The 20,695-nt window shown below is 64.2% G+C and carries 18 protein-coding genes; 4 read left to right on the top strand and 14 right to left on the bottom strand.

The window, feature by feature from the left end; genetic code table 11:
- Positions 1 to 15: 15 nt before the first annotated feature.
- On the top strand, positions 16 to 816 hold the full coding sequence (locus J2R78_RS29685; RefSeq protein WP_225644480.1) for an IclR family transcriptional regulator: 801 nt from the start codon (positions 16 to 18) through the stop codon (positions 814 to 816).
- A gap of 585 nt (positions 817 to 1,401) precedes the next feature.
- On the opposite strand, the gene J2R78_RS29680 is transcribed toward J2R78_RS29685, so the two are convergent.
- From J2R78_RS29680 to J2R78_RS29665, 4 genes are all read right to left on the bottom strand, one after another.
- The gene (locus J2R78_RS29680; protein ID WP_051376449.1) at positions 1,402 to 2,463 is read right to left on the bottom strand and encodes a methyltransferase domain-containing protein; all 1,062 of its coding nucleotides are present in this window, start codon (positions 2,461 to 2,463) and stop codon (positions 1,402 to 1,404) included.
- A gap of 323 nt (positions 2,464 to 2,786) precedes the next feature.
- The gene (gene ahcY / locus J2R78_RS29675; RefSeq protein ID WP_253607815.1) at positions 2,787 to 4,214 is read right to left on the bottom strand and encodes an adenosylhomocysteinase; all 1,428 of its coding nucleotides are present in this window, start codon (positions 4,212 to 4,214) and stop codon (positions 2,787 to 2,789) included.
- A gap of 126 nt (positions 4,215 to 4,340) precedes the next feature.
- On the bottom strand, positions 4,341 to 5,537 hold the full coding sequence (metK, locus tag J2R78_RS29670; RefSeq protein WP_253607814.1) for a methionine adenosyltransferase: 1,197 nt from the start codon (positions 5,535 to 5,537) through the stop codon (positions 4,341 to 4,343).
- A 60-nt stretch (positions 5,538 to 5,597) separates the two neighbouring features.
- The gene (locus J2R78_RS29665; RefSeq protein ID WP_016843649.1) at positions 5,598 to 6,953 is read right to left on the bottom strand and encodes a hypothetical protein; all 1,356 of its coding nucleotides are present in this window, start codon (positions 6,951 to 6,953) and stop codon (positions 5,598 to 5,600) included.
- A 196-nt stretch (positions 6,954 to 7,149) separates the two neighbouring features.
- Here J2R78_RS29665 and J2R78_RS29660 point away from each other — a divergent pair, with 196 nt between their 5' ends.
- Positions 7,150 to 8,868 carry a caspase family protein gene (locus J2R78_RS29660; RefSeq protein WP_253607813.1) on the top strand — a complete coding sequence of 573 codons (1,719 nt, stop codon included), beginning with the start codon at positions 7,150 to 7,152 and terminating at the stop codon, positions 8,866 to 8,868.
- A gap of 118 nt (positions 8,869 to 8,986) precedes the next feature.
- On the opposite strand, the gene J2R78_RS29655 is transcribed toward J2R78_RS29660, so the two are convergent.
- From J2R78_RS29655 to J2R78_RS29630, 6 genes are all read right to left on the bottom strand, one after another.
- Entirely contained in the window at positions 8,987 to 10,105 is a 1,119-nt protein-coding gene (locus J2R78_RS29655; protein ID WP_253607812.1) for a cobalamin-independent methionine synthase II family protein, read from the bottom strand.
- 31 nt (positions 10,106 to 10,136) lie between these two features.
- Positions 10,137 to 10,853 carry an ABC transporter ATP-binding protein gene (locus J2R78_RS29650; RefSeq protein WP_168855053.1) on the bottom strand — a complete coding sequence of 239 codons (717 nt, stop codon included), beginning with the start codon at positions 10,851 to 10,853 and terminating at the stop codon, positions 10,137 to 10,139.
- Entirely contained in the window at positions 10,846 to 11,598 is a 753-nt protein-coding gene (locus tag J2R78_RS29645; protein ID WP_168855054.1) for an ABC transporter ATP-binding protein, read from the bottom strand. Before J2R78_RS29645 ends, J2R78_RS29650 begins: the two co-directional genes overlap by 8 nt.
- A complete protein-coding gene (locus tag J2R78_RS29640) occupies positions 11,595 to 12,626 on the bottom strand; it encodes a branched-chain amino acid ABC transporter permease (RefSeq protein ID WP_253607811.1) in 1,032 nt (343 codons plus the stop codon). The genes J2R78_RS29645 and J2R78_RS29640 overlap by 4 nt, the downstream gene beginning before the upstream one ends.
- Positions 12,627 to 12,633: 7 nt before the next feature.
- The gene (locus J2R78_RS29635; RefSeq protein ID WP_253607810.1) at positions 12,634 to 13,503 is read right to left on the bottom strand and encodes a branched-chain amino acid ABC transporter permease; all 870 of its coding nucleotides are present in this window, start codon (positions 13,501 to 13,503) and stop codon (positions 12,634 to 12,636) included.
- A gap of 209 nt (positions 13,504 to 13,712) precedes the next feature.
- Positions 13,713 to 14,894 (bottom strand): ABC transporter substrate-binding protein, encoded by a 1,182-nt coding sequence (locus J2R78_RS29630; protein WP_141343202.1) that lies wholly within the window; start codon positions 14,892 to 14,894, stop codon positions 13,713 to 13,715.
- Positions 14,895 to 15,350: 456 nt separating this feature from the next.
- Between J2R78_RS29630 and J2R78_RS29625 the strand changes: the two genes are divergently transcribed.
- Positions 15,351 to 15,551: a hypothetical protein gene (locus J2R78_RS29625; RefSeq protein ID WP_375166674.1), complete on the top strand. Its 201-nt coding sequence runs from the start codon at positions 15,351 to 15,353 to the stop codon at positions 15,549 to 15,551.
- 56 nt (positions 15,552 to 15,607) lie between these two features.
- On the opposite strand, the gene purU is transcribed toward J2R78_RS29625, so the two are convergent.
- Positions 15,608 to 16,471, bottom strand: a complete 864-nt coding sequence (purU, locus tag J2R78_RS29620; RefSeq protein ID WP_253607809.1) for a formyltetrahydrofolate deformylase — start codon at positions 16,469 to 16,471, stop codon at positions 15,608 to 15,610.
- 135 nt (positions 16,472 to 16,606) lie between these two features.
- On the opposite strand from purU, the gene J2R78_RS29615 reads away from it, so the two are divergent.
- Positions 16,607 to 17,452 carry a uroporphyrinogen-III synthase gene (locus J2R78_RS29615; RefSeq protein WP_229191351.1) on the top strand — a complete coding sequence of 282 codons (846 nt, stop codon included), beginning with the start codon at positions 16,607 to 16,609 and terminating at the stop codon, positions 17,450 to 17,452.
- 97 nt (positions 17,453 to 17,549) lie between these two features.
- Here the strand turns inward: J2R78_RS29615 and J2R78_RS29610 are convergent, their stop codons facing one another.
- The 3 genes from J2R78_RS29610 to gmd all read right to left on the bottom strand — a co-directional run bounded on the left by J2R78_RS29610 (position 17,550) and on the right by gmd (position 20,670).
- Positions 17,550 to 18,527: a tripartite tricarboxylate transporter substrate binding protein gene (locus tag J2R78_RS29610; RefSeq protein WP_038380769.1), complete on the bottom strand. Its 978-nt coding sequence runs from the start codon at positions 18,525 to 18,527 to the stop codon at positions 17,550 to 17,552.
- A 117-nt stretch (positions 18,528 to 18,644) separates the two neighbouring features.
- Complete coding sequence (locus tag J2R78_RS29605; RefSeq protein WP_305884495.1) at positions 18,645 to 19,589, bottom strand: GDP-L-fucose synthase; 945 nt, start codon at positions 19,587 to 19,589, stop codon at positions 18,645 to 18,647.
- Entirely contained in the window at positions 19,570 to 20,670 is a 1,101-nt protein-coding gene (gmd, locus tag J2R78_RS29600) for a GDP-mannose 4,6-dehydratase (RefSeq protein WP_253607808.1), read from the bottom strand. Before gmd ends, J2R78_RS29605 begins: the two co-directional genes overlap by 20 nt.
- Positions 20,671 to 20,695 lie beyond the last annotated feature (25 nt).

Raw genomic sequence — 20,695 nt, 5'->3', positions numbered from 1 at the left:
AGCTGGCAGGGCCACATGACGAGAGAGAGCCGCGGCATACAGTCGATCGAGGTCGGCGGAGAATTGCTCCGCGCGCTGGCCCGCAGCGGCGAACCGATGATGCTGCGCGATCTCGCCCGCGAAGCCGGCATGCCGCCAGCCAAGGCGCATCCCTATCTCGTCAGCTTTTCCCGCATCGGCCTGATCGAGCAGGACGAGACCACTGGCCGTTACGAGATCGGGGCGCTGGCGCTCGAGCTCGGCCTGATCAGCCTGCGCCGGCAGTCGGCGGTACGGATCGCAACGCCGCGGATCGCAGCGCTCGCCGACAGCATCAATCACGCGGTGTCGCTGTCGGTCTGGGGCACCCACGGTGCGACCGTGGTGCGGCTCGAGGAGCCGAGCCATCCGGTGCATATCGCGATGCGCGTCGGATCGGTGGTGGCGCTGCTCGAGACCGCGACCGGCCGCGCCTTCGCCGCCTTCATGCCGCCGAACGCGATCAGGACCGCGCTCGACAGTGGCCTCGATCGCCTCGGCGTCGGCTACAATCCGAAGCGTCCGCCGGCGGACGCGAAGACGGCCGATATCCTCGCCGAGGTCCGCAGCCGCGGGCTGGCGCGGGCGATCGGCGATCCCTTGCCTGGCGTCAACGCCTTCGCCGCGCCGGTGTTCGATCACGCCCGCCACGTCGCGCTGGTCATCACAGCGATGGGCCCGGAGGGCACCTTCGACGCCAGCTGGGACAGCGCAATTGCAACTGCGCTGCGCGATTGTGCGGGCGAGATCTCACGGCAACTGGGGCACGGCACAGCGCCGGCGACCGAAAGACCGTGACCTAAGCACGCTCGTCCGGCTCCCTCCTCGCGCGCAAGTGCCACTGAGTTGCCCTACATGGCAAGTCCTCCGGTGCTTATCCGGAGCACAACTCAGTGTATGATGTGTCCGTCTCACCCGATCGAGGGGGGCTGCGCATCGTCACGGATGTTACGGTGAGATGCGGTTGACGCCCGAGCGCACGTAGTGGCTGGTGTCTTCAAAGCGCGCAGCGCCTTTGCGAAAGAAAGTACGTCCGATCGGCGCATCAAGCTAACATCGAACCAGATTTAAGACTTGTCGGCAACACTCTCCGAATCGGCGCGCGGCACTCCAGCCTCCACGACCTCCCGGGATACTGCGCGGCTGCATCCAACAGCGAAACACGACACCGACCGGTGACGAAATGACACGATTGATGAAATCAGCGACCATCACCAGGTTCATGAGCGAGCTGTGGTGCCGTTCACTCATGCTCTGTTCAAGCTATTAGAACTGCGAACGGATCGGGAAGCAATATCGATACGTCCGCAGCCAGCTCGAGACGGTGCTTCATCAGGTTCTTCCAGTAAACTCGTCCGCGTGACCAATATATAGCCGACTCGCTCACAGCTTGCAGAGGTATTGACGTCCATTCGTATTTGGATCGGATCCGTCGCTAGACGACAAGAAGAGCGCTCCACCCCAATGCGAATATGCGCCTCGCCCAATTTTCTGGATCGTGTCATGAGCTGAGTGGGGTGGTCCAAGGAGCTTACCATCCTCGAACAATGCGAGGCTAGAACTTATGGGGCTCGTACTGTCGTCACCCCGCGGAAGATAATCCGGCAGTGTCGCACCCCACATTAAGCCGCCGTTGCTCGCAAACGACTCGATACGAAACTCGGTCGGTTTACCGGACTCGATCCGGCGACCGTTCTCAATCTCGAAGGGACTGAACCACTCGATCGCGTCGGATAGATGGCGTTGACCTGTAAATTTCCGGCCGTACAGGCTTTGGATTGGGATTGCCCAATCGAGGGAATCGGGACGCTTGCGGGCGACGAGCATGTGGAAGGCGATTCTTTGGTCGAAGGTGCCGATAAGGCCTTCGCCGTACGAGCCGAGCAGGGCTGGTTTAACGAGCCAGCGCGGCGACTGCGGAGAGAAGTGAAGCGAAATCGAGTTGAGCAGGTCGAATTTCGCCGCCGCATAATAGTCAAGCATGAGCGTAGGGCTGAATTGATAGAAGCCATGATCAACGCAATTGCTCATCGGCAAGATATGGACGGCAAGGCCGCCGGGACGCAGCATGCGCGAGATGTTGGTGAGCGCGTTCGGAACGTGAAAGACGTGCTCCAGCGTCCCGCCGTTAAGCACCACGCCGAAGCGGCCGATCAATTCAGGTGGAAGACTTTCATTGTTTAGATCAAACTCGAAATCGGCGCCCTCGTATTTGCTGATGTCGATGCTTGACAGATCATTTAGCCCTCCGCACATTTGAAAATAACGAGCCGCGCTCATAGGGCGATCGGCGGATGCCCATAGCGAAACCTTCTCTATGGCTTTAGTAAAGGCTTTCTCTGAGAAGCCGCAGTCCATCACACCAAGCGTTGCGACCGGCCCGTTGGCATGGTGTGCCAAAAGCCACCCGCGCAATAGGACTGCAACGTTGAGCGCCAAACCCATGATGATGCCTCACTTTGGAGGGGCAGCGCATTTGCCTCCCCTACTGACTAGCCGATTGCGGGGTAAGAGCCGCAGGGCAAGTAGCTCTGTAACCCGAGAGAGCCGACCCTAGCAACCCGAGCCTTGGCAGGCCATCTCTGATTTCCCGAATCCGAAAAGGACCTTATTGCACGGCCCATTTTGGTATGACCGGTCCTCGACCGGTGCACGGGGGCGACCAGTCAAATTGCGTGCGGCATCCCAGCTTGATGCACGAGCCTGCCTAGCAAAAAGCCCCGGGCGAGGCCGGGGCTCTTCACGTGATCGATTGCTGCGGGCGCGGATCAGTAGCGGTAGTGATCCGATTTGTACGGACCTTCCTGCTTCACGCCGATATAGTCGGCCTGATCCTTGCGCAGCTCGGTCAGCTTGACGCCGATCTTGGCGAGGTGCAAGCGGGCGACCTTCTCGTCGAGCGTCTTCGGCAGCACGTAGACCTTCTTGGCGTACTTGCCGTCCTTGTTGTTGGCGAACAGCTCGATCTGCGCCAGCGTCTGGTTGGTGAAGGACGCCGACATCACGAAGGACGGATGGCCCATCGCATTGCCGAGGTTCACGAGGCGGCCTTCCGACAGCATGATGATGCGGTGCTTGTCGGGGAATTCGATCTCGTCGACCTGCGGCTTGATGTTGGTCCACTTCAGATTGCGAAGGCTCGCGATCTGAATCTCGTTGTCGAAGTGACCGATGTTGCAGACGATGGCGCGATCCTTCATCGCGCGCATGTGATCGATGGTGATGATGTCCTTGTTGCCGGTGGCGGTGACGAAGATGTCGGCGCGCGGCGCCGCGTCTTCCATGGTCACGACCTCATAGCCTTCCATCGCCGCCTGCAGCGCGCAGATCGGATCGACTTCGGAGACCATGACGCGGCAGCCGGCCTGGCGCAGCGAGGCGGCCGAGCCCTTGCCGACGTCGCCGAAGCCGGCGACCATCGCGACCTTGCCCGACAGCATCACGTCGGTGCCGCGGCGGATGCCGTCGACCAGCGACTCGCGGCAGCCATAGAGGTTGTCGAACTTCGACTTGGTGACGCTGTCGTTGACGTTGATCGCCGGGAACAGGAGCGTGCCTTTGTTGGCCATCTCGTAGAGGCGATGCACGCCCGTGGTGGTCTCTTCCGAGACGCCCTTGATGTTCTTGGCGATCTCGGCGAACCAGCCCTTCGGCTTCTCCTTCAGGAGGCGCTTGACCAGCGCGTAGAAGATCTCCTCTTCCTCGGAGCCCGGCTTGTCGAGGAAGGCGGTGTCGCCCTGCTCGGCGCGGTATCCGGCATGCACCAGCATGGTGGCGTCGCCGCCGTCATCGAGGATCATGTTCGGCGTGCCGCCGCCGTGCCAGTCGAACAGCTTTGCGGTGTAGTCCCAGTACTCGGTCAGCGTCTCGCCCTTGACGGCGAACACCGGAATGCCGGCGGCGGCGATCGCGGCCGCGGCGTGATCCTGGGTCGAGTAGATGTTGCAGGAGACCCAGCGGATATCGGCGCCGAGCGCGGCCAGCGTCTCGATCAGCACTGCGGTCTGGATCGTCATGTGCAGCGAGCCCGCGATGCGCGCGCCCTTCAGCGGTTGCTTGGGGCCGAACTCCTCGCGGGTGGCCATCAGGCCGGGCATCTCGGTCTCGGCCAGCGAGATCTCCTTGCGGCCGAAATCGGCGAGCGCAATGTCCTTGACGATGTAGTCGGTGAAGCCGGGCTTCGTGGGGGCGTTCATTTGAGCGTCCTGTTGTTGAACTGGTCGTTCCGGGGCGCCTCGAAGAGGCGAACCCGGAATCTCGAGGTGATGATTAGGGATTCCGGGTTCGCTCGCTCCCGCGGGCGCCCCGGAATGACGCAAGTATCAGAGCGCGCGCTTCAGCTGCTCGACGAGATCGGTCTTCTCCCAGGAGAAGCCGCCCTCATTGTCGGGCGTGCGGCCGAAATGGCCGTAGGCCGAGGTGCGCGCGTAGATCGGGCGGTTGAGGTCGAGATGGCTGCGGATGCCGCGCGGCGTCAGATCCATCGCCTTGGCCACCGCCTTCTCGAGCTGATCCTCCGACACCTTACCGGTGCCGTGGGTGTCGATGTAGATCGACAGCGGACGCGCCACGCCGATGGCATAGGCGAGCTGCAGCGTGCAGCGGTCGGCAAGACCGGCCGCGACGATGTTCTTGGCGACATAGCGCGCGGCATAGGCGGCCGAGCGGTCGACCTTGGTCGGATCCTTGCCGGAGAACGCGCCGCCGCCATGCGGAGCCGCGCCGCCATAGGTGTCGACGATGATCTTGCGGCCGGTCAGGCCGGAGTCGCCGTCGGGACCGCCGATGAAGAACTTGCCGGTCGGATTGATGTGCCAGATCGTCTTGTCGGTGATCCACTCCTTCGGCAGCGCCTCGCGGACGTAGGGCTCGACGATGTCGCGGATCTGCTTGGACGACAGGTCCTCGACCAGATGCTGGTGCGAGACCACGATCTCGCGGACGCCGACCGGCTTGCCGTTCTCGTACTGCACCGTGACCTGGCTCTTGGAGTCCGGACCCAGCACCTTCTCGCGGCCGGAGTGGCGCGCTTCGGAGATCAGCCGCAGGATCTTGTGGGCGTAGAAGATCGGCGCCGGCATCAGGTCCGGCGTCTCGTTGGTGGCGTAACCGAACATGATGCCCTGGTCGCCGGCACCCTCTTCCTTGACCTCGCCCGGTTGCAGCGCGTCGACGCCCTGCGCGATGTCGGCCGACTGCGGATGCAGCAGGATCTCGATGTCGCAGTTCTTCCAGTGGAAGCCGTCCTGCTCGTAGCCGATGTCCTTGATTGCAGAGCGAACCACGCTCTCGATGTGGTCGTTGGTGACCGAGCTCGGGCCGCGCGTTTCGCCGGCGATCACCACCTTGTTGGTGGTCGCGAGCGTCTCGCACGCCGCGCGGATCTGCCACGGGTCGATGCCCGCTTTCGGTCCCTCGCGATAGAACAGATCGACGATCTCATCCGAAATACGATCACAGACCTTGTCCGGATGGCCTTCCGAGACCGACTCGCTGGTGAACAGGTAAGACGCGCGCATCAAGCAAACCCCTTGTTAAGTCGAAGTCCGACGTTGGTTGGTGAATATGTCCCCGGCATGTCAGTCTCGTCGCCGCGAGATGACGTAGGATTCGTCGTAGAACCACAGCCCGTTGTGTTTGCGGAGAACTTCGCGCGTGGCCTCGAGAGCTCGTCCGTTTTCGGTCGTTTCGGTCAACCGCTCATCTTCGATCTGCGCGACATACACCGCCGCATTCCACGCAGCAAAGGCCGTCGAGGTTCCGATCGAGCCGGTTACCTCATTGGGCAGCGCTTCCATATCATATCGGAAGATCGAACGGTTATCGGCGTAGGCGTTGAAGTTCAGCTCGCGGCCGGCGGAGCCCAGTTCGTATTTCACCGCGCGCAGTATCTCATGGCGGCTGACGGCGAAAGGATTTTCTCCGGGCCAGACCGCTTGAATCATTTCAAGCCCGGGATCGCCGCCGTGGGAGTGGATTCCTATCAGCCGCCCGCCGCCGCGCAGCGCGCGGGCCAGCGGCGCGATAATCCGCTTGGCGCGGAAGTTCACCGAGGATTTGGCACGGTAAGGTTGCGAGGCGATCACAAGATCGAAATTGGCTTCGGTGCGGCCGGCCCGCGGAATGATGGAATCGAGCAGGAACCGGTGATCGTCCCGGTACAGGACCAGCGCCACCGGCCGCTCATAGATCGGCATCGCATTGCCGGGGCTGAGATTGGCGCGCCAGTTCTGCTCCAGAAACGGACCGAGTTCGGCGATCTGGGCCTCGAACTCACCCGACGACGCTCCCCGCAGAGCTACCTCGTGCCAGATCATGCTGGCGGCCGCCGCGGAGTTCTTGGGCGTCAGCCACGGCGCCTCGGCGTAATACATGTTGGTGAACACGAAGACGCTGGCCGGATGCTCGAACAGGCGGTCGGGGACCTTGTCGAGGGTGAGGCGGACGTCCTCCAGGCTCAGTTCCTTGCCGGCGACATAGAACGGCATATGTGGGAAGCGGCCATGCATGGCGCGCAGGACCCGGGCCAGCACCGTGCCGTCGCCCATCCCGGCATCGAACACCCGCAGCGCCGGCGGCCGCGGGTGGATGGCCGCCAATTCCAGCGCAACCCGGTCGGCGATCACCCGCTTCTCGCTGCAGGTGTGGACGAACAGCAAATAGCGCTGGCGGTTCTCGAAGAACCGGAAATTGCCCCGCGGATCGCGCTTTTCGGGCGGCACCACGAGGCCGCGCGGCGGCGCCACGCCGCCCGGCGTCGAGGTCGCGATGAAGGCGTTGATGCGGTCGAGCGTATCGATGGTGATGCGCTTGCCCTCCCGCAGCCGGTACACCAGCTTGCCGTCATTGACGGCGCGGCGGCCGAACGTCGTCTCCGCCATGTCGGAGCGACGGCAGAAATCCGTGATCTGGCTGAGGATTTCGTCGTTCTTCATGGCGCCTTGGGCGGGCAGCGGCGAGTGGGACGGAAGTGGGCAGAAATGATGACTGGTAGCGTCTTATCACCATTTTCCCACCAGTTGAACCCCCTCTGCTGCCCGATCACCAAACAGTCATGGACCGCCCCTGGACCGGTCTCTTGGACCGCCCTGCCGTCATCGATCGCCATGACGGCCTTACCCCGGATGACCGATGCGCCGCCTGCTCCTGATCCCCACCCTCCTTGCCGCTTTGCTCTGGTCGGCGCCCTGTTTCGCCCAGGCGCGCTCCCAGCTCGGTCCGCTCTGCACGACCGAGACCACGCCGGCCGACCAGATGATCGACGCCTGCACCAAGATCATCGCGCTGAAGGTGTTTTCCGGCGAGAAGCTCGCGACCATCTATTTCTGGCGCGCGGTCGGCTGGAACAAGAAGGGCAACTACGCCCAGGTGATATCCGACGCCACCGGGGCGCTGCGCCTCAAGCCCAGCACCGCTGTCTACAATTTGCGCGGCTCAGCCTATTTCGACAAAGGCGAGTACGACTTCGCGATCGCCGACTTCGACGATGCGCTGCGCCTGGGGCCGCCGAGCGGCATCATCTTCCACAACCGCGGCAACGCCTATCGCAGCAAGGGCGACTATGCCAAGGCGATCGCCGACTATGACGCCGCGATCAAGGCCGGTCCGAAGTCAGCCTTCTCCTATCAGAACCGCGGCGCTTCGAAGCGGGCGCTCGGCGATCTCGACGGCGCGCTCGCCGACATCAACGAGGCGGTCAGGATCGACCCGTCGCTGCCGCAGCCCCTGATCAGCCGCGCCGTGATCTGGCGTGCCAAGGGCGAGATCGAGCGCGCGATTGCGGATACTTCGGAGGCCATCCGGCTCACCAAAGCCAAAGCGCCCGTCAACATCATGACGCCGCCCGGCAGCGTGCTGATCTCGGCCTATACCCAGCGCGGCCTCAGCTATGAAGCGAAGGGCGATGCTGCGCATGCCAAGGAAGATTACGCCGCGGTGCTCGAAGGCGTGGCGTCCGATGCCGGCAGCAAGGCCAACCAGGCCACCGCGAAGGTGCGCCTCGCGCTGCTCAAGGAGGCCGACGCGGCACCGCGCAAGCCCGCGGCGGCGCCCGCCGCCGAGAGCAGCCGGGCCGCGCCACCGGCCTCCTCCGTCACGGCACCCGCCCCGCCCGCCGCGCCGGCAGCAACCGGCCGGCGCGTCGCGCTGGTGATCGGCAACGGCGCCTATGCGCATGTCAAGGCGCTGCCCAATCCGCCCAACGATGCGCGCGCCATCGCCAGGAGCCTGCGCGACATCGGCTTCACCGTCTCCGAAGGGCTCGATCTCGATCGCGACACGATGCAGAAGACGATCCACGATTTCCTGCGCGAGGCGGCGCGGTCGCAGATCGCCGTGGTCTACTATGCCGGTCGCGGCGTGCAGGTCGACGGCCGCAACTATCTCGTGCCGGTCGACATCGAGTTCAGGGCGGGCGGGCGCATGACCGACGCGATGGTCGACATGGACACCATCATGGCCGGGCTCGACGACCAGATCCGCACCAACATCCTGATCCTCGATGCCTGCCGCAACAATCCGATGGCCCCGCAACTGGCCTCCGCAGGTCCAAGCCGCGGCATCGAAGCGGGCTCCGGCCTTGCCGCGCCCGCCTCGCTCGGATCGGGCTCGACGCTCGGCGCCGGCACGCTGATCGCGTTTGCGACCGCGCCTGGCCAGGTCGCGCTCGACGGCGAAGGCGCCAACAGTCCGTTCTCGGCGGCGCTGTCGCGCCATGTCGGCACGCCCGGCCTCGAGGTGCAGCAGATGCTGACCCGGGTTCGCGCCGAGGTCGTCGCCGCGACCAAGGGCAAGCAGGTGCCGTGGTCGAACTCCTCGCTGCTCGGCGAGGTCTACCTGGCGGAGAAATGAAACACGGCTCTCTCCCCGTCATTGCGAGCGAAGCGAAGCAATCCACGCCTCTACGGAAGGAAAGAGTGGATTGCTTCGTCGCTTCGCTCCTCGCAATGACGCGAGGATATAGCGGGGGCTATTTCCCCCACACCTCGTTCGCGACCTCGACCGCGAGCCGCAGCTTGGCCCACTGCTCTTCCTCGGAGAGAATGTTGCCTTCCTCGGTCGAGGCGAAGCCGCATTGCGGCGACACCGCGAGCTGCTCGATCGGGGCGAACTTGGATGCCTCCTCCAGCCGCCGCTTGATGTCGTCCTTCTTCTCGAGCTCGCCGAACTTCGAGGTGATGACGCCGACCCCCACGACCTTGTTGCCCTTGGGCAGGAAGCGCAGCGGCTCGAAGCCGCCGGCGCGGTCGGAATCATATTCGAGAAAGTAGCCGTCGTAATTGGTGCCGGCGAGCAGGGTCTCGGCGACCGGCTCGTAGCCGCCGGAGGAGATCCAGGTCGAGCGGAAATTGCCGCGGCAGACATGGGTCGTAATCACCATGTCGGACGGACGGTCGGCGATCGCGTAGTTAATGACGCGGGCGTAGATCTCCTGCAGGCAGTCCGGATTGTCGCCGCGGTCGCGCGACTTCCGCAATTCCTCCTGCGAGCACAGATAGGCCCACACGGTGTCGTCGAATTGCAAATAGCGGCAACCGGCGTCGTAGAACGCCTTGACCGCCTTGCGATAGGTCTTGCCGAGGTCCTGATAGAATTCCTCGAGGTCCGGATAGACCTCCTTCGAGATCAGCTTGCGGCCGCCGCGGAAATGCAGCACCGCCGGCGAGGGGATCGTCATCTTCGGCGTGACGTGCGCCTGGTCGGCGTATTTCTTCAGGAACCTGAAGTGATCGAGCATCGGGTGATGATCGGAGAAATCCAGCTTGCCGATCACCCTGATGGCATCGTGCCGGGTCTGCACGCCCGCGAACTGGATGCCCATGTCGGGATGGAACAGCTCGCAACCGGTCAGATGGCTGAGGAAATCAAAGTGCCACCAGGAGCGGCGGAACTCGCCGTCGGTCGCAAGCTTCAGGCCGACCGAGGCCTGCTTGTGCACGACCTTCTCGATCTCCATGTCCTCGACCTTGCGCAGCTCGTCGGCGGAAATCTCGCCCTTCTCCAATCTGGCGCGGGCCTCCTTGATCTTCGGCGGCCGCAACAAGCTGCCGACCTCGTCGGCGCGGAACGGAGGCTTGGTTCGCTGCATGGTCAACTCCCGGACGTTTCTCACGTGCCTTCTAATGTGCCTTGCCCCCGGAGACGCCGAGGTGGCGCTCGAGGACGGAGGGATCGGCTTTCAGCGCGATGCTTGCGGCATCGTGCACGATCGTGCCGCGTTCCAATATCACAACGCGGTCGGCCAACCCCAGAATCTTTTGCGCGTTCTGCTCGACGATGATCGAGCAGATGCCGCCTGAGCGCGTGATGGTTCCGATCGCCTTTAACAATTCCTCAACGATGATCGGCGCGAGGCCTTCGGTCGGCTCGTCGAGCAGCAGCACTTTCGGATTCAGCGTCAGCGCCCGGCCGATCGCCAGCATCTGCTGCTCGCCGCCGGACAGCTGGTTGCCGAAATTGCGCCGCCGCTCCTGCAGCCGCGGAAACATCTCGTAAACCCGCTCGACCGTCCACGGCCCGGGCTGCGCCACCGCGGTCATGTTCTCTTCCACCGTCAGCGAGCGGAAGATGTTGCGCTCCTGCGGCACCCAACCGATCCCGGCGCGGGCGCGCTGGTCGGGCCGCATCGCTGTGATGTCGCGGCCTGCGAGCGCGACGCTGCCGCCGAAGCGCCTGACGATGCCGACGATCGAATTGATCAGCGTGGTCTTGCCGGTACCGTTGCGGCCGAGCAGCGCGAGCACCTGGCCCTCCGCAAGCGCCAGCGACATGTCGGGCAGCACCACCGCCTCGCCGTATCCGGCACGCAGGCCCTGGATGGAAAGAAGGTCAGGCATCGGCGGCCTCGCCGAGATAGACCGCCCTCACCTGCGGATCGCGCGCGACCTGGTCGGGCGCGCCCTCGGTGAGCAGGCCGCCATTGACCAGCACCGAGATGCGGTCGGCGAAGGAGAATACGAGGTCCATGTCGTGCTCGATCAGGAGCACGGTGACGTCGCGCGGCAATGCCGCCACCGCCGCCAAAATGTCGTGGCGCTCGCTCTCGGGCACGCCCGCGGCGGGCTCGTCGAGCAGCAGCACCCGCGGCTTGGCGGCGATCGCGACCGCGATCTCGAGCAGGCGCTGCTTGCCATAGGGCAAGGTCGAGGTGAGCTCCGTCATCACGTCGAGCAGATGGAAGCGCGACAGGATCTCGGCGATCTCGGTGTTGACGTCGCTCCGCGTTCCCATCCGTCGCCACCAGTCGCCACCGCGGCCCATCCGTTCGGAGACCGCAAGCCCGATGGTTTCGAGCGGGGTCAGGTCGGGATAGAGCTGGTTGATCTGGAACGTGCGCGACAGCCCGCGCAGCACCCGCTTGTGGACGGACAGGCCGGTGATGTCGCTGCCTTCGAGCAGGATGCGCCCGCTGTTCGGCGTCAGCACGCCGGTCAGCTGATTGATGACGGTGGTCTTGCCCGCGCCGTTCGGCCCGATCAGGGCGTGGCGGGCGCCCTGCATCACCTTGAGCGAGAGATCGCGGGTGACGCGAAGGGCGCCGAAGGATTTTTCGAGGCCTCGTGTTTCCAGCGCGATCGTCATGACGCGTCGCTCTCCGGCACGGCAACGGCGGCCTTGCGGCCGGCGAACTGGCGGATGATCAGGTTGGGCACGAACAGCACCCAGCGATGGATGCGCACGCGGCCGACCAGCACGATCACGACCAGCACGAGGCCGATCCAGAACAGCCAGTATTGCGGGGTGATGCTCTGAAACAGCTCCTGCAGCATCTTGAACACGACGGCGCCGATCAGGCCGCCATAGAGATAGCCGGTGCCGCCGATCACCAGCACCAGCATCAGGTCGGCCGAGCGCTCGAAGGAAAACACGTCGAGCGAGGCGAGCGCCGTGGTCTGGGTGAACAACGCCCCGGCGATCCCTGCATAGAATGCGGCCAGCGTATAGACCGCGATCAGGCGGCGGTTGACCGGCACGCCGATCGCGGCCGCGCGCAGCGGATTGTTCCGGATCGCGCGCAGCGACAGGCCGAACGGCGAATGCACCACGCGCCGCGCGAGCAGAAACAGGATGAACAGCACGATCAGCGAGTAGAAGAACCCGGTCTTGCCGAACATGTCGAACGTGAACAGACCGAGGATCGGCTGCACCTCGATGCCCTGCAGCCCGTCGGTGCCGCCGGTGATGTTGGAGAAGCGTTCGGCGAGCGCTTCCAGCAGCAACGCGATACCGAGCGTCACCATCAGCCGTGTCAGGTCGACGCCGCGGATGACCAGGAAGCTGGTCAGGAGGCCCATCACCGCCGCAACCAGGCCGGCGGCGACCAGTGCGATCACAGGCTCGTTGATGATGCCGTGCAGCGCCAGCAAGCCGGCCGAATAGGCGCCGACGCCGAAGAAGGCCGCGTGGCCGAGCGAGACGATGCCGGCGTAGCCGAGGATCAGGTCGAGCGACAACGCGAACAGGCCGAGCCGTACGATGTCGGTCATGATCAAATAGCGCGACGGGAACAGGAAGGCGCAGGCGAGCGCCAGGCCCCAGAACGCGACCTCGCTGACCCGCCAGCGCGCACTGGCCATCGCGTAAGTGGAAACGTCGGATAGCGCCGTCATGACCGCCTCACCGTGCCGCGGTACGGCCGAATAGGCCGTTCGGACGCCAGAGCAGGATCACGATCATGACCGTGTAGATCACGAAGGAGCCGAGCTTCGGCACGTAATACTTGCCGGCGACGTCGGCGATGCCGAGCAGCAGCGATGCCAGGAACGGTCCGGTGATCGAGGAGGAGCCGCCGACGGTGACGACGATCAGGAAGTAGATCATGAATTTCAGCGGGAAATACGGATCGAGCCCGAGGATCTCCGCGCTCAGCGCGCCGCCGAGGCCGGCGAGGCCGCAGCCGAACGCAAAGGTGAAGGCGAACACCTGCGGCACGTTGATGCCGAGCCCGATCGCAGCGCGCGGATCGTCGACCGCGGCGCGCAGCCGGCTGCCGAACCGCGTCTTCGCCAGGATCAGTTGCAGCGCCAGCGTGAGCAGGCCGCAGATCACCACGATCATCAGCCGGTAACGGCCGATGCCGACGCCGAACAGGTCGATCTGGCCTTCCAGCGCCGCCGGCAGCTTGATGAAGACCCGCGACGATCCCATGATGTAGTCGACCGCCGCGACCGACATGAACACCAGACCGATCGAGAACAGCACCTGATCGAGATGGCTGCGGCTATAGAGATGGCGGTACAGCGTGCGCTCCAGCGCAATGCCGATCACGGCGCTGCCGACAAAGGCGAGCGGCAGGCCAGCGAAGAACGGCCAGCCGGAATTATTCACCAGCACGGCGCAGATATAGCCGCCGGCCATCGCGAAGGCGCCATGCGCGAGGTTGACGAAATTCATCAACCCGAGCGTCACCGCAAGCCCGCAGGCGAGCACGAACAGCAGCATGCCGTAGGCGACGCCGTCGAACAGGTTGGTGAGGATAGAGGCCATGGAGTCAGCTTAGCCGTGAGGACGCAACAAGAACAACAGCTCGAACGTCAAGGTCATCGTCATGGCCGGGCCTGTCCCGGCCATCCACGTCTTTCTGCTCGCCGGGAAGAAAAACATGGATGCCCGGCACACCTGCACGAAGACGCGCTTCGCGCTTTTGGCCGGGCATGACGTGGTGAGGGCCGGAGCGCACGCCGCCGATGACGATGCTATTTCTTGGTCTTGCCGGAATCCTTGACGGCCTCGAAGGTCGCGAACTCGACATTGTAGAGCTCACCGTCGACCTTCTCGACCTTGCGGATATAGATGTTCTGCACGATGTCGCGGGTCTCCGGATCGATCGAGATCGGGCCGCGCGGGCTCTCCCACTTCATGCCCTTCATCGCCTCGATCAGCTTGTCGCCGTCGGTCGCACCATTGGTCTTCTTCAGCGCCTCGTAGATCAGATGGATGCCGTCATAGCCGCTGACCGCCATGAAGCCGGGGCGGTTGCCGAACGCCTTCTTGTAGGCGGCGACGAACTCCTTGTTCATCGCGGACGGATGGGCGGCCGAATAGAGATGCGCCGTCACCGCGCCGAGCGCGGCATCGCCCATATTGTTGAGCAGATCGTCGTCCATGACGTCGCCGGGTCCGATCACCCTGATGCCGCTCTTGTCGAGCCCGCGCTCGGCATATTGCTTCATGAAGTTGCCGCCCTGCCCGGCCGGCACGAATACGAACATTGCGTCGGGCTTGGAGTCCTTCATGCGCTGCAGGAACGGCGCGAAGTCCGGATTGGCGAGCGGGACCTTGACCTCTTCGACGATCTCGCCGCCGCCTGCGGTGAAGTGCTGCTTGAAGAAGGTCAGCGCATCGTTGCCGGGCGCGTAGTCGGAGGTCAGCGTCGCGACCTTCTTGATGCCGTTCTTCACCGCCCAGTCGCCGATGATGGTGGAGGACTGCGCCAGCGTGAAGCTGGTACGCACGATATAGGGCGAACGCTCGGTGATGATGGAGGTGCCGGCCGCCATCACGACTTCCGGGATCTTGGCCTGCGTCGCCAGCGGCGCCGCGGCGAGCGCCGCGGGCGTCACGCCGAAGCCAGCGATGAAATTGACCTTGTCGTTGACGATCAGTTCCTGCGCAAGCCGCTTGGTGTTGTCCGGCACCGCGGCGTCGTCCTTCAGGATGATCTCGATCTTCTTGCCGGCGACGGTGTCGCCCTTCTGCTGCATGTAGAGCTTGATGGCGTTATCGATCTGCTTGCCGGTCGATGCCTGACCGCCGGTCATCGGCAGGATCAGCCCGATCTTGACGGCGTCGTCCGCCCACGCCGGCACGCTGGCACACAACCCGGGAAGCACGGCCGAAGCGGCGCCCCACAGCAACATTTTGCGACGATTGAACATCGACGTCCCTCCCCCTTCCGTTCTTCTGCATCGAGCCTTGGTCCCGGCTCTTGCCTTGTTTTAACTCAAGCATGCACGGCCAAGCCGCAACGCGACAAGGCGTCTCCCCGTGCCCTCTGTCAATCGGACGATGGACGTGTGCCGCGCGCGACGCGATCGGGCCTGGCTGCGGAGACAAGTATCAGGATACCAATATCGCTCCACCGGACTCAATGCCTCCGCGAGAGCCGGTCTCGCGCATTCAAGGCCGCCACCGGCTCGATTCATTTGTACGACCGTACAAACGCAGCGACAATGTCAACAAACAAGCACAATTGCAGCCGAACGGTCGCGCCCGAGATCATCATCCATAAAGACCAGGGCTGTTTCCTGCTTCCCATGCCAATCGTCTCGCGTCCCATCGCTGTCCTGACTGCCCTCGCGCTCGCGGCCGGCGCGCTCGGGGGATGCAGCTCCATGAACCAGAAGCTCTCGGCCGGCATGGCCGATACCATTCCATCCTGGGCCGGCGGCCTGCCGGCGGATGCGCCGCCGCGGCCGGGCACCCCCGAATACGACAAGTTCATGCAGGATCGGGAACGCAAGCGGCTGATGCCTGCGGCCCAGCGCGGCGACGACGCCAAGCCGGCAACGGCACCGCAGGACGCGGCACGCTGAGCGCACGGTCGGCCGGCAAAGCCCGCATCGCCTTATACGGGCGAGCGAAGTGCGGATCAGTCCACGAACACCACGGTCTTGCGTCCGTTGAGGATGACGCGATCGGCGAGATGGTAGCGGATCGCGCGCGCCAGCACCCGGCGCTCGATGTCGCGCCCCTTGCGCACGAGATCCTCAGGCATGTCGCGATGGCTGATACGCTCGACGTCCTGGTCGATGATCGGCCCCTCGTCGAGATCGCTGGTGACGTAATGCGCCGTGGCGCCGATCAGCTTGACGCCGCGCTCATGCGCCTGATGGTAGGGCCTGGCGCCCTTAAAGCCCGGCAGGAAGGAATGATGGATGTTGATGCAGCGGCCCGACAGCCGTGCCGACATCTCGTCCGACAGGATCTGCATGTAGCGGGCCAGCACCACGAGGTCGGTCTTGGTATCCTGGGCCAGCTGCCACACCGCGTCTTCCTGCTGCCGCTTGGTCTCTTTCGTCACCGGCAGATGATGGAACGGGATATCGCCGAAATCGAGCGAGCCGTAGGTCTCGCGCGGATGGTTGGAGACAACAGCGGTCGGGATCATTTCGAGCTCGCCGGTGCGCCAGCGGTAGAGGATGTCGACCAGGCAGTGATCGGACTTCGACACCAATAGCATCACCCGGCGGCGGCTGGCGCGATCGCGCATCTGCCATTCCATGCCGAACCGTTCGGCGATCGCGGCAAAGCCGGTCTGCAGCGCCGCGAGCTCGACCGCGAGGTCGGCCGCGGTGAACACCACGCGCATGAAGAACTTGCCGGTTTCGACGTCATCGAACTGCTGGGCGTCCAGGATGTTCTGGCCGTTATGGGCAAGAAACGTCGAGACCGCCGAGACGATCCCCGGACGATCCGGACAGGACAGGGTCAAAACGAATTGATGGTCGGGCATGCCAATTGACCAAAGCTTGAGCAGATTGGTGGAACGGTCATTTTCGGCCCTCGTCTACACCGCAGGCGGCCTTGCGCCAATCCCGGCGCGGGGGTCAAATCGAACAAATGACGACAATGTTTGTTAGGGACCATCATGGCTGAACGGCTGAACGGCTACCGCATCCTGATCCTCGAGACGCGCGAGGAGGCGCAGTTTTCCCGCCTGCTCGCCGAGCAGGGGGCCGACGTGCTGCAATGCCCGATGTTCACCATCCACGATGCGCCTGATGCGGCGCCGATCGAGGCCTGGATTCGCCGCGCTATCGAACGGCCGCTCGACGATCTCGTGCTGATGACCGGCGAAGGCCTGCGCCGGCTGATGAAGGTCGTGCGCCGGATCGGCGTCGAGCGGGAGTTCGTCGATGGCCTCGCCAAGGCGCGCAAATTCGCCCGCGGCCCCAAGCCCGGCCGGGCGCTGCGCGAGATCGGCCTGGAGCCGCAAATGACGACCGAGAAGCCGACGTCGGAAGGCGTCGCGGAGATGCTGTCGAAGCTCGACCTCGCCGGCCATCGGCTCGGCCTGCAGCTCTATCCGGACAAGGATCACGCCACCCTGATCGACGCGATCAAGGCACAGGGCGCCGAGGTCGATACGGTGCTGCCGTATGTCTATGATGCGCAGGCCGCCGACGCCAACATCGTCACCGCGATCGAGGAGATGGCGCAGGGCCGCATCGACGCGATCGCGCTGACCAATCTCGGCCAGGTCCGTCGGCTCATCGAGGTGGCACGGGCGCGCGGTTGCGAGGACAGGTTACGCCAGGGGTTCGAGCGTACGCCGATCGCTTCCGTCGGACCGGCGGTATCGGACGAGCTCAAATCCCACGGCCTGCGCACCGACATCTACCCGGCCGAAGACGCCTTCTTCATGCGGCCGCTGATATCGGCGATGGCGGCGGCGCTTTCAAAAAATCCACCGCGCGCGACGGCGCGAAGCTAAAGCATGATCCGGAGAAGTGGGAAGCGGTTTTCCGGGAAGACCATGCTTAAACAACAAGTTAAAGTGCGATGACGATTCGACCGAATCTCATCGCGCTTTAGTCCACTTTGGCACCGGCGAACTTGACCACCTTGCCCCACTTCTCGGTCTCGTCGGCCACTAGTTTGCCGAAGTCGGCAGCCGAGCCCGGCAGCATGATCGCGCCGATCTCGGTAAACCGCGCCTTGGCCTTAGGATCGGCGAGGATTTCATTGACGGCCTTGTTGAGCCTGTCGACGATTTCAGGCGGCGTGTTCTTCGGCGCCGCGAGGCCGTACCAGGCGCTGGCCTCGTAGCCCGGCAGGAAGTCGGCGACCGGCGGCAGGTCCGGAAGCACGTCCGAACGGGTCGTGCTGGTGACCGCAAGTCCGCGCAGCTTGCCGGATTTGACGTGCTCGGCGCAGGTCGGAAGATTGTCGAACATCACCTGCATCACGCCGGACAGCATATCGGTGAGCGCCGGCGCTCCGCCCCGGTAGGGCACGTGCTGCATGTTGATGCCGGTCAGCATCTTGAACAGTTCACCCGACATGTGGATCGTCGAACCGTTGCCTGAGGACGCCATGTTGAGCTTGCCGGGATTGGCCTTTGCATAGGCGATCAATTCGGGAATCGACTTGATCGGCAGCGAGGGGTGCACCACCACGACGTTGGGAAAGCGAATGATGCCCGCGATCGGCTCCATCTCGCGCATGAAGTCGAACGGCAGCTTCTGGTAGAGCGTCGCGTTGATCGCATTGGCCGGCGCGACCAGCAGCAGCGTGTAGCCGTCGGGTGCCGCGCGCAGCGCCTGCTCGGTGGCGATGTTGGTCCCGCCGCCCGGCCGGTTCTCGACAATGAAGGATTGCCCGAGCTTTTCCGACAGCCACTGCCCCATCAGGCGCGCCGTCAGGTCCGCCGAACCGCCGGGGGTATAGCCGATCACGAGGCGAACCGGCCGCGCCGGATAGGCCTCGGCAATCGCTTTTCCAAATGTGAGCGGAAGCGCAGCCGTAGCGGCTGCAAGTTGCAGGAACTGGCGGCGTAGAACCTTCATAATATCTCCTCCGACGCACTGGCGGCTCTTGCGGCACACTCGGGCACGCGCATCCTAGCCGCGCAGCGTCGCCAAGCCGACAGATATTCTCAGTCGGAGGGCGGGAGGTTTACCGCGTCACTTCGTCTCGCGCAGATAGGCCTGGTACGCGAGGGCGATGCCATCCTCGAGCGAGGTGCTGGCGCGCCAGCCGAGCCTCGCCAGCCGACCGACGTCGAGCAGCTTGCGCGGCGTGCCGTCCGGGCGCGATGTGTCGAAGCTGATCTCGCCACGATAGCCGACGGCGGCCGCGACGACGCGCGCGAACTCGGCGATGGTGATGTCCTCGCCGGTGCCGATATTGACCAGTTCGGGCGATGAATAGGTCTTCATCAGATGGATGCAGGCGTCGGCGAGATCGTCGACATAGAGGAATTCGCGGCGCGGCGTGCCGGTGCCCCACACCGCGACGTTGCCGGCGCCCGAAACCTTGGCCTCGTGGAAGCGGCGGATCAGCGCGGCGACGACGTGGCTGTATTCGGGGTGATAATTGTCGCCGGGGCCGTAAAGATTGGTCGGCATCACGCTGATGAAATCGGCGCCGTACTGGCTGCGATAGGCCTCGGCCATCTTGATGCCGGCGATCTTGGCGATGGCATAGGGCTCGTTGGTCTGCTCCAGCGGGCCGGTCAGCATCGAATCCTCGCGCAACGGCTGCGGCGCCAGGCGCGGATAGATGCAGGACGAGCCGAAGAACATCAGCTTCTCGCAGCCATTGGCGTGCGCTGCCTGGATCACGTTGCTCGAGATCGCCAGATTGTCGTAGAGGAATTCGGCCCGCAGCGTGTTGTTGGCGACGATGCCGCCGACCTTGGCGGCGGCGAGGAACACGGCCTGCGGCCGCTTCGCGGCAAACCAGGCGTTGACCGCGGTTTGGTCGCGCAAATCGACCTCGTTGCGCGACACCGTCAGGAGATCGGACTCCTCGCGCGCCAGCCGGCGCATCAGCGCCGAGCCGACCATGCCGCGATGGCCGGCGACGAAGACCGTCTTGCCCTTCAGCTCAAAGGCCGTGCTTGCCATTGGCCGCGTCCTGCCTGGCCTCGACGAGATCGCTGGCGACCATTTCCTTCACCAGCTGCGCGAACGGCGTCTTCGGCGTCCAGCCGAGCTTGGCGCGCGCCTTGCTGGCGTCGCCGATCAGAAGATCGACCTCGGTCGGGCGGAAATAGGTCGGATCGATCTGCACCAGGGTGTTGCCGGACGCCTTGTCGACACCGATCTCCTCGACGCCCTTGCCGCGCCATTCGATGCTGCGGCCGACCTCGGCAAACGCCAGCTCGACGAACTCGCGGACCGACCGCGTCTCGCCGGTCGCGAGCACGAAGTCGCCGGGCTCGTCGACCTGCAGGATCCTGTGCATGCCCTCGACATAGTCGCGGGCGTGGCCCCAGTCGCGCTTGGCGTCGAGATTGCCCAGATAGAGCTTGTTCTCGAGGCCGACCTCGATGCGGGCGACGGCGCGGGTGATCTTGCGCGTCACGAAGGTCTCGCCGCGGATCGGGCTCTCATGGTTGAACAGGATGCCGTTGCTGGCGAACATGCCATAGGCCTCGCGGTAGTTCACCGTGATCCAGTAGCCGTAGAGCTTGGCGACGCCATAGGGCGAGCGCGGATAGAACGGCGTGGTCTCCTTTTGCGGCACCTCCTGCACGAGCCCGTAAAGCTCCGAGGTCGAGGCCTGGTAGAACCGCGTTTCCTTTTCCATGCCGAGGATGCGAATCGCCTCCAGCAGCCGCAGCACGCCGATCGCGTCGGCGTTGGCGGTGTATTCCGGGCTCTCGAAACTGACCTGGACGTGGCTCTGGGCGGCGAGGTTATAGATCTCGGTCGGCCGGATCTGCTGCACCAGGCGGATCAGATTGGTCGAATCCGTCATGTCGCCGTAGTGCATCACGAACGGCACGTTGCCGGCATGCGGATCCTGGTAGAGATGGTCGACGCGCGCGGTGTTGAACGAGGACGACCGCCGCTTGATCCCGTGCACGGTGTAGCCGAGACCGAGCAGATATTCGGCGAGATACGCGCCGTCCTGCCCGGTCACGCCGGTGATCAGCGCAACGCGCCGCTTTGAATCCTGAGCCGCCGAATCTTTAACCGCCATGTCATCTCCAGAGAGCGCGAAAACC

This window comes from Bradyrhizobium sp. USDA 4538, from assembly GCF_024171045.1.
Classification (GTDB): domain Bacteria; phylum Pseudomonadota; class Alphaproteobacteria; order Rhizobiales; family Xanthobacteraceae; genus Bradyrhizobium; species Bradyrhizobium australafricanum.
This window is presented reverse-complemented; position numbering and strand designations above follow the sequence as displayed.